Annotated in this window: 13 protein-coding genes and 1 pseudogene; 10 read left to right on the top strand and 4 right to left on the bottom strand. The window is 71.8% G+C overall.

From position 1 onward, the window contains the following. Positions 1-87: 87 nt before the first annotated feature. Genes tsaB through AC5P09_RS02885 form a run of 4 tightly spaced genes read left to right on the top strand, consistent with a single transcriptional unit; the run spans position 88 to position 2591 of the window. A complete protein-coding gene (tsaB, locus tag AC5P09_RS02900; RefSeq protein WP_493872264.1) occupies positions 88-744 on the top strand; it encodes a tRNA (adenosine(37)-N6)-threonylcarbamoyltransferase complex dimerization subunit type 1 TsaB in 657 nt (218 codons plus the stop codon). Between the two features lie 20 nt (positions 745-764). Further along, positions 765-1262, top strand: coding sequence for a ribosomal protein S18-alanine N-acetyltransferase (gene rimI, locus AC5P09_RS02895; protein WP_493872314.1), 498 nt, complete (start codon positions 765-767; stop codon positions 1260-1262). Next, positions 1255-2340: a tRNA (adenosine(37)-N6)-threonylcarbamoyltransferase complex transferase subunit TsaD gene (gene tsaD, locus AC5P09_RS02890; protein ID WP_493872263.1), complete on the top strand. Its 1086-nt coding sequence runs from the start codon at positions 1255-1257 to the stop codon at positions 2338-2340. Before rimI ends, tsaD begins: the two co-directional genes overlap by 8 nt. Then, complete coding sequence (locus AC5P09_RS02885) at positions 2337-2591, top strand: hypothetical protein (RefSeq protein WP_493872262.1); 255 nt, start codon at positions 2337-2339, stop codon at positions 2589-2591. Before tsaD ends, AC5P09_RS02885 begins: the two co-directional genes overlap by 4 nt. Before the next feature lie 46 nt (positions 2592-2637). Here the strand turns inward: AC5P09_RS02885 and AC5P09_RS02880 are convergent, their stop codons facing one another. From AC5P09_RS02880 to AC5P09_RS02870, 3 genes are all read right to left on the bottom strand, one after another. After that, positions 2638-3003: a DUF4253 domain-containing protein gene (locus tag AC5P09_RS02880; protein ID WP_493872261.1), complete on the bottom strand. Its 366-nt coding sequence runs from the start codon at positions 3001-3003 to the stop codon at positions 2638-2640. A gap of 75 nt (positions 3004-3078) precedes the next feature. After that, positions 3079-3330, bottom strand: a complete 252-nt coding sequence (locus AC5P09_RS02875) for a hypothetical protein (RefSeq protein ID WP_493872260.1) — start codon at positions 3328-3330, stop codon at positions 3079-3081. Between the two features lie 129 nt (positions 3331-3459). Continuing rightward, positions 3460-5790, bottom strand: a complete 2331-nt coding sequence (locus AC5P09_RS02870) for a beta-xylosidase/alpha-l-arabinosidase (RefSeq protein WP_493872259.1) — start codon at positions 5788-5790, stop codon at positions 3460-3462. 122 nt (positions 5791-5912) lie between these two features. Here AC5P09_RS02870 and AC5P09_RS02865 point away from each other — a divergent pair, with 122 nt between their 5' ends. From AC5P09_RS02865 to AC5P09_RS02855, 3 genes are all read left to right on the top strand, one after another. Further along, a complete protein-coding gene (locus tag AC5P09_RS02865) occupies positions 5913-6980 on the top strand; it encodes a LacI family DNA-binding transcriptional regulator (RefSeq protein ID WP_493872258.1) in 1068 nt (355 codons plus the stop codon). Positions 6981-7071: 91 nt separating this feature from the next. Further along, positions 7072-8427: a glycoside hydrolase family 10 protein gene (locus tag AC5P09_RS02860; RefSeq protein ID WP_493872257.1), complete on the top strand. Its 1356-nt coding sequence runs from the start codon at positions 7072-7074 to the stop codon at positions 8425-8427. Between the two features lie 93 nt (positions 8428-8520). Next, positions 8521-9582 carry an LCP family protein gene (locus tag AC5P09_RS02855; RefSeq protein WP_493872256.1) on the top strand — a complete coding sequence of 354 codons (1062 nt, stop codon included), beginning with the start codon at positions 8521-8523 and terminating at the stop codon, positions 9580-9582. Between the two features lie 13 nt (positions 9583-9595). Here the strand turns inward: AC5P09_RS02855 and AC5P09_RS02850 are convergent, their stop codons facing one another. Continuing rightward, the gene (locus AC5P09_RS02850; protein ID WP_493872255.1) at positions 9596-10270 is read right to left on the bottom strand and encodes a TetR/AcrR family transcriptional regulator; all 675 of its coding nucleotides are present in this window, start codon (positions 10268-10270) and stop codon (positions 9596-9598) included. A gap of 113 nt (positions 10271-10383) precedes the next feature. Here AC5P09_RS02850 and AC5P09_RS02845 point away from each other — a divergent pair. The 3 genes and pseudogenes from AC5P09_RS02845 to AC5P09_RS02835 all read left to right on the top strand — a co-directional run bounded on the left by AC5P09_RS02845 (position 10384) and on the right by AC5P09_RS02835 (position 14195). Beyond that, a pseudogene (locus AC5P09_RS02845) lies at positions 10384-11919 on the top strand (MFS transporter). 42 nt (positions 11920-11961) lie between these two features. After that, on the top strand, positions 11962-12318 hold the full coding sequence (locus AC5P09_RS02840; RefSeq protein WP_266434923.1) for a YciI family protein: 357 nt from the start codon (positions 11962-11964) through the stop codon (positions 12316-12318). A gap of 179 nt (positions 12319-12497) precedes the next feature. Next, a complete protein-coding gene (locus tag AC5P09_RS02835) occupies positions 12498-14195 on the top strand; it encodes a nuclease/transposase family protein (protein ID WP_493872254.1) in 1698 nt (565 codons plus the stop codon). The last annotated feature ends 21 nt before the right edge of the window (positions 14196-14216 follow it).

Raw genomic sequence — 14216 nt, 5'->3', positions numbered from 1 at the left:
ACGTCCCGTTTTGCCGCGACGGTAGCAGCAGGTGACGGCCCGATCTGTACGGCCGTGCCCGAGGCGCAGGAGCCGTAGGCTGTTTGCGTGCTCTTGCTCGCTCTGGATACCGCCACCCCCGCCGTCACCGTCGCGCTGTACGACGGCACGGACGTCATCGCCTCGTCGAGTCAGGTGGACGCGCGCCGGCACGGTGAGCTGCTGCTGCCGGCCGTCGACCGTCTGCTCGCCGAGGCCGGTCTCACGCTGGACGCCGTCACCGGTGTCGTCGTCGGCATCGGCCCCGGTCCCTACACCGGGCTGCGTGTCGGCCTGATGACCGCGGACACCTTCGGGCTCGCCCTCGGTGTGCCCGTGCACGGCGTGTGCACGCTCGACGGCCTCGCGTACGCGGCCGACATCGAGAAGGGCCCGTTCGTCGTGGCGACCGACGCCCGGCGCAAGGAGGTCTACTGGGCGAAGTACGCCGACTCCCGCAGCCGCCTCACCGACCCTGCGGTCGACCGGCCCGCCGACATCGCCGACCGGGTCGCCGGACTGCCGGCCGTCGGCGCGGGCGCGCTGCTCTACCCGGACACCTTCCCGGTCGTGCACGAGCCCGAGCACGTGTCCGCCGCGGCGCTCGCGCGGCTGGCCGCCGAGAGACTGGCGGCGGGCGAGGAACTTCCCGCTCCGCGGCCGCTGTACCTGCGCCGCCCCGACGCCCAGGTCCCCAAGAACTACAAGGTGGTCACCCCCAAGTGACCGACACCGTGACCCGCACCATGACTCCTCGACTGCGCGAGATGCGCTGGTGGGACATCGACCCCGTGCTCGAACTGGAGCGGGACCTCTTCCCGGAGGACGCCTGGTCGCGGGGGATGTTCTGGTCGGAGCTGGCCCACTCCAGAGGGCCCGAGGCGACCCGGCGGTACGTCGTCGCCGAGGACACCGGCGGGCGGCTCGTCGGGTACGCGGGACTGGCCGCCTCCGGAGACCTGGCCGACGTACAGACGATCGCCGTCGCCCGCGACCACCAGGGCACCGGCCTCGGCAGCCGGCTGCTGACCGAGCTGCTGCGGGCCGCGACCACCTTCGAGTGCGCCGAAGTGATGCTGGAGTGCCGGGTGGACAATCTCCGCGCCCAGAAGCTCTACCAGCGCTTCGGGTTCGAGCCCATCGGTTTCCGACGCGGCTACTACCAGCCGGGCAATGTGGACGCCCTGGTGATGAAACTGACCGACCCTTCGACTTCCCTGCAAGGAACCGAGATCCATGGCTGACGAACCGCTCGTCCTCGGCATCGAGACCTCCTGTGACGAGACCGGCGTCGGCATCGTCCGGGGCACCACCCTGCTGGCCGACGCCATCGCCTCCAGCGTCGACGAGCACGCCCGCTTCGGCGGGGTCGTGCCGGAGGTGGCCTCCCGAGCCCACCTCGAGGCGATGGTGCCGACCATCGACCGTGCCCTGAAGGAAGCGGGGGTGAGCGCGAAGGACCTGGACGGCATCGCGGTCACCGCCGGTCCGGGGCTCGCCGGCGCCCTGCTCGTCGGGGTCTCGGCGGCGAAGGCGTACGCCTACGCGCTCGGCAAGCCGCTGTACGGCGTCAACCACCTGGCCTCGCACATCTGCGTGGACCAGCTGGAGCACGGGGCGCTGCCGGAGCCGACGATGGCGCTGCTGGTGAGCGGCGGCCACTCGTCCCTGCTGCTCTCCTCGGACATCACCTCCGACGTACGGCCCATGGGCGCGACCATCGACGACGCGGCGGGCGAGGCCTTCGACAAGATCGCGCGGGTGCTGAACCTGGGCTTCCCGGGCGGTCCGGTCATCGACCGGTACGCCAAGGAGGGCGACCCGTCGGCCATCGCGTTCCCGCGCGGTCTGACCGGGCCGCGCGACCCGGCGTACGACTTCTCCTTCTCCGGGCTGAAGACGGCCGTGGCCCGCTGGATCGAGGCGAAGCGGGCGGCGGGGGAGGAGGTGCCGGTGCGGGATGTGGCGGCGTCCTTCCAGGAGGCGGTGGTGGACGTGCTGACCCGCAAGGCGGTCCGGGCCTGTCGCGACGAGGGCGTCGACCACCTGATGATCGGCGGCGGCGTCGCCGCCAACTCCCGGCTGCGGGTGCTGGCCCAGGAACGCTGCGAGGCGGCCGGGATCCGGCTGCGGGTGCCACGGCCCAAGCTGTGCACGGACAACGGCGCGATGGTGGCGGCGCTGGGCGCGGAGATGGTGGCGCGGGGCCGGGCCGCGTCGAGCTGGGACCTGTCGGCGGACTCCTCGCTGCCGGTGACGGAGCCTCATGTGCCGGGGCACGACCATGTGCACGAGGTCAGCAAGGAGAACCTGTACTCGTGACGGTCGCGTTGATGTGGGAGGCGAAGGCGGCCGAGGGGCGGGGCGGGGAACTGCTCGCCTGGGCGCGGGCGCAGGACCTGGCCGAGGCCCCGCTGCGGCGGGAGACCTTCCGGGCGCCGGGGGACCGGGTGCTGGTCATCACCTGGTGGGATGCCGCGTACGACGCCGAGTTGCCCGAACTGCCGGAACCGGACGGCGGGTTGGTCACCCGGGCGGTGCATCGGTGGCGGTTCGAGTCGGTGGGCGACTGATCGGTGCGGGCCAGGCGTGGACGCCGGAACCATGTGCGCCGGGGGCTCAGTCCCACCAGAAGTACCAGTCCCGCCGTGTCATGAGCTCCTCCGGGTACGTGTCCATGTCGACGTCGGGATGGAGGAAGAAGACGTCGGGGCAGGCGAGGTAGTGCTCGGCGGCCAGGACCTGGGCCTCATGCAGGTCTCGCGGGGGCGTGGCGGCCGAGAGGCGCAGGCTGCCGTGTCCGAAGGCCACGACCCGGGCGCCGAAGCGGTCCTCCCAGGAGCGCAGTACCGCCGACAGCTCGTCCGCGCCGATGTGGTTCGCCCCGCCCGTCCAGTGGAGCGCGGCCGGTGCGTCGGAGGCCCGTTCGACCTGGACCAGTGCGAGGCAGTGGGCCAGGTTCTCCCGCACGACGGTGGTCGCCACCTCGGCCGCGCACGTGTCGGGGTCGCGCCCCGTCGTAGCCGGTGTCGCGAGGCCTGGCCACTGTGGGAAGTCCGGTCAGGAGTCGGGCTCCCACCGGCCGCGGAGATGCTCGGTGGCGTCCACCGGAGCGCCCCCTTCGTCCCCGTGGCCGTGCCAGTCCTCGCAGTACTCGAGGAGGACGGGGTACAGGCCGGTCCGGCCCCGCTCGGCGTAGAGGCGTCTCCACCACACGTCCGCGTCCGGCAGCTTGCCGTCGCTCATCCACACCAGGCGGCCTGATCGGCCGTACGAGTCGATGATCCGGCCCGGCGGCAGGGATTCCGGCAACGATGGGTCCTGGCCGGAATCTACGGCCCGCCACTGACAACGGCCCTATGCCTGTGGAGTCGGCTCGGCTCCCGTCGCGCGCCCGGGGTGCCGGTGGCCTCTGGCGCACCGGCACCCCGCAGCCGCGCGTCAGTCACCCGGGACGGCCGCCGACACCTCCGCCGACTCCGTCTCGCACTGCAGCCGGCGCTCCACGCCCAGTTCCCGCACCGGCCCGGTCAGCGTCAGCCGTGCCACATGCCGTACCTCCGTGCTGGACGCCCCCAACCGCAGCTCCAGTGCTCCCGGTTCGACCACGCGACGCCCTTGGCGGTCGGTGAACGCCGACAGGTCGGCGTGGAAGCGGAAGGTCACGCGGCTCGCCTCGCCCGGCTCCAACTCCAGCCGCCGGTAGCCGATCAGCCGTACGTCCGGTCGCGTGACGCTCGCCACCGGGTCGTGCAGATACAGCTGGACGACCTCGGCGCCGGCGCGCTCGCCCGTGTTGCGGACCGTGACCGACACGTCGTACGAACCGTCCGTGTCCACTTCCGTCTGCGGGCCGCCCGTGAAGTCCTCCCAGGTGAACGCCGTGTACGCACGCCCGTGCCCGAACGGGTACAGCGGCGTCGGGTCCAGGTTGCTGACGTCGGCCTTCAGGCCCAGCGGCGGCTGGAGGTACGTCCACGGCTGGCCGCCGGGGACGCGCGGGACGCTCACCGGGAGGCGGCCCGAGGGGTTCACGCGGCCCGACAGCACTCCCGCCACCGCCGGGCCGCCCTCCTCCCCCGGGAAGAACGCCTGGACGACGGCGGCGAGCCGGCCGTCCCAGCGGCCGAGCGCGTAGGGGCGGCCGGTCAGCAGGATCAGGACCACCGGGACGCCCGTCGCCACCAGTGCGTCCAGCAACTCGCCCTGGGCGCCGGGGATGTGCAGGTCCGACGCGTCGCAGCCCTCGCCCGAGGTGCCCCGGCCGAACAGGCCCGCCCGGTCGCCGAGCACGGCCACGCAGACGTCCGCCTCGGCCGTCCGGGCCACCGCCTCCTCGAAGCCCGAGGTGTCCGGGTCCGACACCCCGCAGCCCTCCGCGAACGTGACCTTCGCGTCCGGGAGTTCGGCCCGCAGCGACTCCAGCAGGGTGGGGATCTCCACACCCATCGGCACCTCGGGGTGGTGCGTGAGGACGTGGGACGGGAAGGAGTAGCAGCCGAGCATCGCCAGGGCGTCGTCGGCTCGCGGGCCGACCACCGCGATGCGGGTGTCCGGGGCCAGCGGCAGCAGGCCGTCCGGGTTGTCCAGCAGGACCACCGACTCCTCGGCCAGACGGCGGGCCAGGGCGCGGTTCGCCGCCGAGTCGAGGGTGATCCGCCCGGCCGGCTCCGGGTCCCAGCCCTCGTCCAGCAGGCCCAGTTCGCACTTCTGGAGCAGCACCCGGCGGGCCGCGCGGTCGATCAGGGACTCGGGGACCGAGCCCGCCCTGACCGCCTCCAGCAGTGGTGTGCCGTAGCACTTGAGCGTCGGCAGTTCCACGTCGACGCCCGCCTCCAGCGCCGCGTGCGCCGCCTCCGCCTCGGTCCCCGTCACCCGGTGCAGGGTCTGCAGGAAGCCGATGCCGAAGTAGTCGGAGACCACCGTGCCGGTGAACCCCCACTGCTCCCGCAGGAGTTCGGTCAACAGGCCGGTGTCCGCGTGGGCCGGGACGCCGTCCGTGTCGTTGTACGCCGCCATCACCGAACGGGCGCCTCCCTCGCGCAGGGCCAGCTCGAACGGCGGGAGCGTCACATCGGCGAACTCCCGGATCCCGGCCCGCACCGGGGCCTGGTTGCGGGCGCCCGCCGAGGAGGCGTACCCGGCGAAGTGCTTGAGCGTGGCGATGATCCCGGCCGATTCGAGGCCGCGGACGTAGGCGGCGCCGACCGTGCCGACCAGATACGGGTCCTCGCCGATGGTCTCCTCCACCCGGCCCCAGCGCAGATCCCGTACGACGTCCAGGACCGGGGCGAGGCCCTGGTGGACGCCGACCGAGCGGAGGTCCTGGCCGATGCGGCGGGCCATCTCCTCGACCAGCTCAGGGTCGAAGGTCGCACCCCAGGCCAGCGGGACGGGGTAGGCGGTGGCCTGCCAGGCCGTGAAACCGGCCAGGCACTCCTCGTGGGCGATCGCGGGGATGCCGAAGCGGCCGGCCTCGGCGATACGGCGCTGGGCGCGGGCCAGTGCCTGCGCGCCCAGCACCGGGTCCACAGGGGCCGTGCCGAAGGGGCGGGTGAGCTGGCCCAGGCCGTGGGTGATCAGCTCGTCCCAGTCGTACTCGGCGGTCATCTCGCGCTGGAGGGGCGCGACTTCGCCGCCGTCCGTCGCAGTGGCGCCCACCCACACGCCGTAGAGCTGGGCGGTCTTCTCCTCCAGGGTCATCCGGGAGAGGAGGTCGTCGACGCGGGCGGCGGCGGGCAGGGCGGGGTCACGCCAGGGCGCGGTGGTCATGAAACTCCTGTCGGGGTGAATGGCCCTCTCGCGAATGTTTCGAGATGTAAGTCGAATGTTTTGGGAACCTAGGCCGGTGCGAGGGGTTCGTCAAGAGGTCGCGCAGGGATACGATCGCCGCCATGACACCCCCGGAGCCCGCAGAAACCCGGACGACAAACCCGACGGCCGGACGGTCCGCACAGACCGCGACGCTCGCCGAGATCGCCCGCGAGGCCGGCGTTTCGGCGCCGACAGTTTCGAAGGTCCTGAACGGACGTGCCGATGTCGCCCCGGCGACCCGCAGCCGCGTGGAGGACCTGCTGCGCGCGCACGGCTATCGGCGCCGGCGTGCCGAGGCGAGCCGTTCGCCCCTGATCGACCTGGTCTTCCACGAGTTGGAGAGCGCCTGGGCGATGGAGGTCATCCGGGGTGTGGAGAACGTGGCGCGGGACGCCGGGCTGAGTGTGGTGCTGAGTGAGAGCGCCGGGCGGCTCACCCCCGGGCGGACCTGGGCCGACCAGGTCGCCGCCCGCCGTCCGCACGGCGTGGTCCTCGTGCTGTCCGGGCTCGACGAGTCCCAGCGCGCCCTGCTGGGCAGCCGCTCCATCCCGTTCGTGGTGATGGACCCGGCCGGCGATCCGGGCGCCGACGTGCCCTCGATCGGTGCCACCAACTGGCAGGGCGGCCTCGCCGCGACCCGGCATCTGGTCGAGCTCGGCCACACCCGCATCGGCGCGATCACCGGACCGTCCCGGATGATGTGCAGCCGCGCCCGTGTCGACGGCTACCGGGCCGCCCTGGAGACCGCCGGACTGCCGGTCGACCCCGAGCTGATCGCGGCCGGCGACTTCCACCACGAGGCCGGCTACCGGCGCGGTCTGGAACTGCTGCGCCGCCCGGACCGGCCCACCGCCGTCTTCGCCGGCAACGACCTCCAGGCGCTCGGGCTGTACGAGGCCGCGCGCGAGCTGGGGCTGCGCATCCCGGAGGACCTGAGCGTGGTCGGGTTCGACGATCTGCCGGTGGCGCCCTGGGTCGGGCCGCCGCTGACGACCGTACGACAGCCCCTGACGGAGATGGCCGAGGCGGCCGCCAAGCTGGTGCTCGACCTCGGGCGGGCGGAAGGGACCCCGGCCGCGACCAGGATCGAGCTGGCGACCAGCCTGGTGGTGCGGGCGAGTACAGGGGCGCCGCCGGACAGGCCTTAGTCGTGTTACTGCATTGACGGGTGTGGTGAGGCCCCTCACACTGCTCCGAAGGCAATCGGTTGCACCACCGAAACTTTCGGAGGCACCCGCAATGAGATCTCTGAGAACAGGCTTATCCCTGGCATCCCTGACCTCCCTGGTGAGTGGCGTCGCGATGCTCGGCGCGCTGCTGGTCACCGCCCCAGCCGCGCACGCCGCCGACGCGCCCCTGCGCGACCTCGCCGCCGCCAAGGGCAAGGTCATGGGCACAGCGGTCACCGGGTCCAAGCTGACCGGGACGTACGGCGAGATCGCCGCCCGCGAGTTCAACGCGCTGACCCCCGGCAACGCCATGAAGTGGGGCTCGGTCGAGCCGACCCGGGGCAGCTTCAACTGGACCGAGGCCGACCAGATCGTCGACTTCGCGGAGGCCAACGGGCAGCAGGTACGCGGCCACACCCTGGTCTGGCACAGCCAGAACCCGGGCTGGCTGACGAACGGCACCTGGACGCCGGCCCAGCTGAGCCAGCTGATGAACGACCACATCGCGTTGGAGGTCGGCCGCTACAAGGGCCGGCTGGCCACCTGGGATGTGGTCAACGAGCCGTTCAACGAGGACGGCACCTACCGCCAGACCCTCTGGTACAACGGCCTCGGCGCCGACTACATCGCCCAGGCCCTGACCGCCGCCCGCGCCGCCGACCCGGCCGCCAAGCTGTACATCAACGACTACAACGTCGAGGGCGTCAACGCGAAGAGCACCGCCCTGTACAACCTGGTCAAGTCCCTCAAGGAGCGCGGCGTCCCGATCGACGGGGTCGGACTCCAGGCCCACCTCATCGTCGGCCAGGTGCCGTCCACCCTCCAGCAGAACATCCAGCGCTTCGCCGACCTCGGCGTGGACGTGGCGATCACCGAGCTGGACATCCGGATGCAGCTGCCGTCGGACAGCGCGAAGCTGACCCAGCAGGCCGCCGACTACAAGGCGGTCGTCGGCGCCTGCGTGGCGGTGGCCCGGTGCGTCGGCGTCACGGTGTGGGGCTTCACCGACTCCGACTCCTGGATCCCGGACACCTTCCCGGGACAGGGCGCGGCGACGCCGTACGACGAGAACTACGCGCCGAAACCGGCGTACGAGGCGATCGCACAGGCGCTGGGCGGCAGCCAGTCGACCGAGGGTTGTACGGCGACGTACAGCGTGACCAGTCAGTGGAACACCGGCTTCACGGGGCAGGTGCGGATCGCCTGCTCCGGGGCCGCGCTGTCGTCGTGGAAGGCCGACTGGACGTACGGCGCGGGGCAGCGGATCACGCAGGCCTGGAACGCGACCTGCGCCCAGACGGGAACGGCGGTCAGCTGCTCCAACGCCTCCTACAACGGGACGGTGCCGGACGGCGGATCGGTGACCTTCGGGTTCAACGCGTCGTGGAGCGGGAGCAATCCGGTGCCGGTGGTGACACTGGGGTGAGACGGTCCTGAGAAGGTGAGAATCTCCGAAGAAAACCGTCTCCCACCCCCGTCCCTAACATTCTCCTAATAATTCGGACTTACGTTCCTCCCCGTGACCGGACGTGAAGAGAACGGCGACGAGGGCAGACGAAGAGGCCGGCGGTCTGGAGCGCTCAAGGCCGTCGGTCTCACCCTCGCGGGCGCACTGGTGCTGGGCGCCGCCGCGGCGGGCTGGGCCTACTGGCACCTCAACAGCAACATCAAGAGCGTCGACATCAACAGCGCGCTCGGCGACGACCGCCCGGCGAAGGCGGTGACGACGCCCACCCCGTCCGGTACCGCCTCGGCGTCCGCCGCCCCGCTGCCCACCAAGGCCCTGAACATCCTGGTCCTCGGCTCGGACTCGCGCAGCGGCGAGGAGAACCAGGCGCTCGGCGGCGGCGACAGCTCCGGCGCCCGGTCCGACACGGCGATGGTGGTGCACCTCGACGCGGGCCGTACGACGGCGACCGTGGTCAGCATCCCGCGCGACACGCTCGTCACCCGGCCGTCCTGCCCGCTGTCCTCCGGGGGGTCGACGGCGGTGGCGTACAACTCGATGTTCAACAGCGCGTACTCGGTGGGCGGTCCGGTGTGTGCGGTCAAGACGGTCGAGTCGATCACCGACGTCCGCATGGACCACTACATCGAGATCGACTTCGCCGGCTTCGCGAAGCTCGTGGACGCGCTCGGCGGGGTCACCGTCACCACGGACGAGGACATCGACGACGACGACAGCCACCTGAAGCTGAAGGCCGGCACCCACGAACTCGACGGCGAGCAGGCCCTCGCCCTCGCCCGCACCCGGCACGGCATAGGCGACGGCAGCGACCTCGGCCGCATAGGCCTCCAGCAGAAGCTGGTGAAGGCCCTGCTGGAACAGATCTCCTCGACGAACCTGCTGACCGACCCCGCCAAGCTCTACCGGGTCGCCGACGCCGTCACCGGCAGCCTCACCACGGACACCGGCCTGAACTCCCTGACCGAACTGATGCGCCTCGGCGAGAGCCTGCACGGCCTGTCGGCGGAACAGGTGACAACGGTGACGATGCCGGTGGTGCCGGCACCCTCGAACCAGGACCGGGTGGTGGCGGACGAGCCGGAGGCGGGCGAACTGTGGGAGTCGTTGCGCTGAACACGTGCAGGATCTAACGCCGCTCCCCCAGCAGCCCGTCCACCACCGCCGCCAACTGCTCCTGCACGTCGTACGTCCCCTTCAGGTCCTCCCAGCCGTCCGCCAGGGCGGCCATGCGCGGGAACCTGGCACTGTCCTCCTCGGTGAGGAACGTGGGGAAGAAGGGCCGGCGGTCGGGGGCGGCGGCGCGGCGGGCGTCGGCGCGCTGGAAGACGAGGGCGCCGTAGACGACGTACCAGAGGGTGCGGTAGGCGTGCAGGGCCTGTTGGGGCGTGAGGCCGCAGGCCATGGCCGAGTCGATGATCTCCTCGGGCATCCACAGGGCTTCCTTGTCGGTGAGGTCGCCGAGGCTCAGGACGTCGATGACCCACACCACCTCGCTCAGGATCGCGTGCATGTGGACGGCGGTGGCCAGGACGCGGTCGCGGGGGTCCGTGGGCAGGGCCGGGCGCGGGAAGGTCGCGGCCATGCCGCGCAGCGTGAGCAGCAGCAACTCGTCCTTGTCGCGCACGTGGTGGTAGAGCGCCATCGGGGTGGCGCCGACCTCCTTGGCGACGCGGCGCATGGAGACCGCCTCGACGCCCTCCTCCTGGATGATGCGCCGCGCCACGTCCACGATCTGCTCGGCGGCGATGCGCGGCGGGCGGCCGGCGGTTCGTTTGCGACCTGGGCTCGCGTTCTCTGTCACCCGGGCATTGTCTCCGGGCGCCGCCTCGGGGCTCTTTGCGGGGTTCTTTCGCGGGGTTCTTTTCGCGGAGCACGTCTGGCCAATTTGTGTACGCGTATATTAATCTGCCTGGCATGGTGAACTCCCCTACGCACGCCTCGCGTTGGTTACTGCCGGTGCTGCTCACCGTGCAGTTCCTGGTCTCCCTGGACATGTCCGTCGTCAACGTCGCGCTGCCCGACATCGGCCGCGGCCTCGGTTTCGACGCCGAGTCCCTGACCTAGGTCGTCAACGCGTACGCCCTCACCTTCGGCGGGCTGCTCATGCTCGGCGGACGGCTCGCCGACGTCGTCGGCCGCCGACGGATCCTGGTGGCCGGCTTCGTCGTCTTCGGGCTCGCGAGCCTGGTCGGCGGACTCGCCCAGACGCCGGGCCAGTTGATCGCGGCGCGGGCCGTACAGGGCGCGGGCGCCGCCGCCCTCGCGCCGGTCGCGCTCGCCCTCATCACCGTCACCTACCCGGCCGGTACGGCCCGTTCGCGCGCCCTCGGGCTGTGGGGCGCCTCCGGTGCGGCCGGCGGGGCCGTCGGCGTGCTCGCGGGCGGGCTGCTCACCGACTGGGCCGGCTGGCGGTCGGTCATGCTGGTCAACGTGCCGGTGGTGGTCGCGGTCCTGGCGGTCGTACGGTCCGCCGTGCCCGCCGATCAGAAGGGTGCCGCCCGGGCCCGCCCGCGCCTCGACGCCGTCGGCGCGCTGCTCGTCACCGCGGGGACCTCGCTGCTGGTCCTCGGCCTGGTGCGGACGGAGTCGTACGGCTGGACCGACTGGCGGACGACGGGCGTGCTGGGCGCCGCGGCCGTCCTGCTCGCCCTGTTCGCCGTGACGGAGACGCGCGTACGGCAGCCCCTGCTGCGCCTGGGACTCCTCGCCCAGGGGCCGGTGCTCGCCGCGAACGTCTTCGCGCTGCTGATGTCGGCGGGGCAGTTCGCCGCGTTCTACTTCACCTCCCTGTACATGCAGCAGGTGCTCGGCTACGGGCCGACGGCCGCCGGGAGCGCCTTCCTGCCGTTCTGCGTGGGCGTCGTGGCCGGCTCGGTGATCGCCGCCCGGACGGTGGGGAGGTTCGGATCCGGGACGCTGCTGCTCGTCGGCGGGCTGCTCGGGGCCGCCGGGATCGCCTGGTTCGCGGCGGCGGTGGCGGTGGACGGCGGATTCCTGCTGTCGATCCTCGGACCGTCGGCGGTCGCGAGCGTCGGCATCGGCATGTGCTTCGTGCCGCTCGGGACGGCCGCGACCATGGGGGTCGCGCCGGAGGAGACCGGCATGGCGTCCGGCCTGCTCAACAGTTCGCGGCAGGTGGGCGGGGCGATCGGGCTCGGCGTGCTGGTGACGGTCGCGGCGGGGGCGGGCGGAGAGGGGACCCAGGGGCTCGTCGACGGGTTCTCGGCGGCCTACTGGGTGGCCGCCGGGCTGCTGGCGGTGGCGGCGGTCGCGGCCGGTTCCCTGTACCGGATGGGCGCCCGGCCTGCGGAAACGCAGGACGACGTACAGGACGACGTACAGGACGTCGTACAGGACGTCGTACAGGACGTCGTACAGACGGAGAAAAATTCTTCGAAGACGTCCGTCGAGCATGTCGATCCGGGTGGCTCCCGTTCGACGCTGGGGTGAGAGGCCGGGAAGGACCCGGCCCGCACGGCACGAGGAGCCACCATGCCCCGCTATCTGTCGCTGGTGAAGGTCGACGAGAACACCGCGCCCGCCGAGGGCCCCAGCCCCGAGCTGATGCAGCGGATGGGCGAGCTGATCGAGGAGATGACCAAGGCCGGCGTCCTGCTGGACACCGCCGGGCTGACGCCGACCGCGCAGGGCAACCGGGTGCGGTGGGAGGGCGGGCAGCTGTCCGTCACGGACGGGCCGTTCACGGAGTCCAAGGAGGTCGTCGGCGGTTACGCGATCATCCAGGCCAAGGACAAGGCCGAGGCGATCGAGTGGACCAAGCGCTTCCTGAAGGTGCACGAGGAGCACTGGACGGTGACGTGCGAGGTGCGGGAGATCGCCGAGGGCTGACCTGCTTGGCGGCACGCCCCTCGGGTGAGCAGCCGTTGGTTGGGTTACAGGTCACAGTTGGCCGATGTGTCCCTCGTCCGGGTGAACGGAGCTGGTTCTTCGGATCGGGCGATCACGAGGAACGCATGATCGGTGGTGGTAGCTGAGTTCGGTGTGAGCGGGGAAAGGGGGAGTGGCTGGTGGCACGCAAACGCGGGAGGAAGCGGGAACTGCGCGTGCTGGCGGCTCCGTTCACCGTGGCTGCGCCGTCGGGCGCGCGGATCAGGGACCGGTTGCGCGTGGGGCCGGCCGATGAGGAGGTCCTGCGTCTGGTGGGCGTGCACCTGGGCCGCCACCAGCGGGCCGATCTGGCCGAGCGGGTCAGGGTCGGCCAGATCGCGGCGAAGGACACGAGGCGGGCGGAGCGGAAGAAGCAGCTCACTGCGGTGTCCTCGTCCCGCTGGGCTGGGGCGATGACCCGCGCCGGCGAGGACCAGTACCAGCTGTCAATGCGCTGCCTCTATGACGAGCGCTCAGGGCTGCGCCGGGCCATCGGCGCCATCGGCCGTCGTCTGGCCGCACCCTGCGGGACGAGGCCCAAGAACAGTGTGCGTGGCTACGCCGACCAGAACGAGCGGGCTCAGAAGCAACGCCGGCTGCAGGCGCTTGAGGCTCGGCTTGCCGTGGTGGAGGAACGGATCGCCGCCGGGCGGCCGTCCATCACGGTCGGCGGGCGCCGCCTGGCACGCGTGCGACACCATCTCGCCGATGCGCAGCTGACCGAGGCCGAGTGGCGTGAACGCTGGCAGGCCGAGCGGCTGTTCCTTACCGCGGACGGTGAGTCCGGTGCCCCGCACGGCAACTACACCATCACCGTCGACCCAACCGACGACACGGTGACCCTGGTGCTGCCAGAGCCGCTGCGACACCTGGCCAACGCATCCCGGGGCCGCTACCGGCTGGGCTGCACCGTACGGTTCTCACACCGGCGTGGCGAGTGGCTGGACCGCGTCACGGCCCACCGGGCCGTGCGCTACGACATCGTCCACGAGGCCGCCCGCGGCCGCTGGTACCTCGACGCATCCTGGGCCGCCTCCAAGACCGTGCCGCCCAGCCCGGACGACGTCAGGACGCGCGGTGCGCGGCTGCTCGGGGTCGACCTCAACGCCGACCACCTGGCCGCCTGTGTACTCGACGCGCACGGCAACCCAGTCGGCGAACCGGTCACGATCCCGCTGGACCTGACAGCCTCCGCGGCCACGCGGGACGGACGGCTGCGCGCCGCGATCACCCGGCTGATCACCCTCGCCCGCGAGCATGGGTGCGCGGGGATCGCGATCGAGGACCTGGGCTTCGCCGAAGCCCGTCAGGCAGGCCGGGAGACCATGGGCCGCGGCAGGCGCGGCAAGAGGTTCCGCAAGACGGTGGCGGGCATTCCCACCGCCCGCTTCCGGGAGCGGCTGCGCGGCATGGCCTACCACCGGGACCTGGTCGTCGTCGCGGTGGATCCGGCGTATACCAGCCGCTGGGGCGGGCAGCACTGGACCAAGCCCCTGCAGGACCAGTCCTCTCAGACCACGGTCACCCGGCATCACGCAGCCGGTGTGGCCATCGGACGGCGCGCCCTCGGGCACGGGATCCGGCGTCGGTCAGGTGTGACCGCCCACCACCGGAGGATGGTGGAGCGGAGAGCTACCGGCCAGGCCGCATCCGTACCGAGGGCGTGCGGGACCGCGAGCCCACCCAGGACAGCGGGCACGCCCAACCCGGGCGGCAAGACCCGACTGCGCCGAGGTGACCAGCTCACGCTGTTCCCCGACCCTCAAGACCGTTCGGAGGGTCACCGGACCACCTGTCCGGATCATGGTGAGTTGGCCAACGCTGGCCAACAACCCTAGGGGCGGTGTCTGATGGTGGGT

It is taken from the genome of Streptomyces sp. a15, from assembly GCF_059026085.1.
This window is presented reverse-complemented; position numbering and strand designations above follow the sequence as displayed.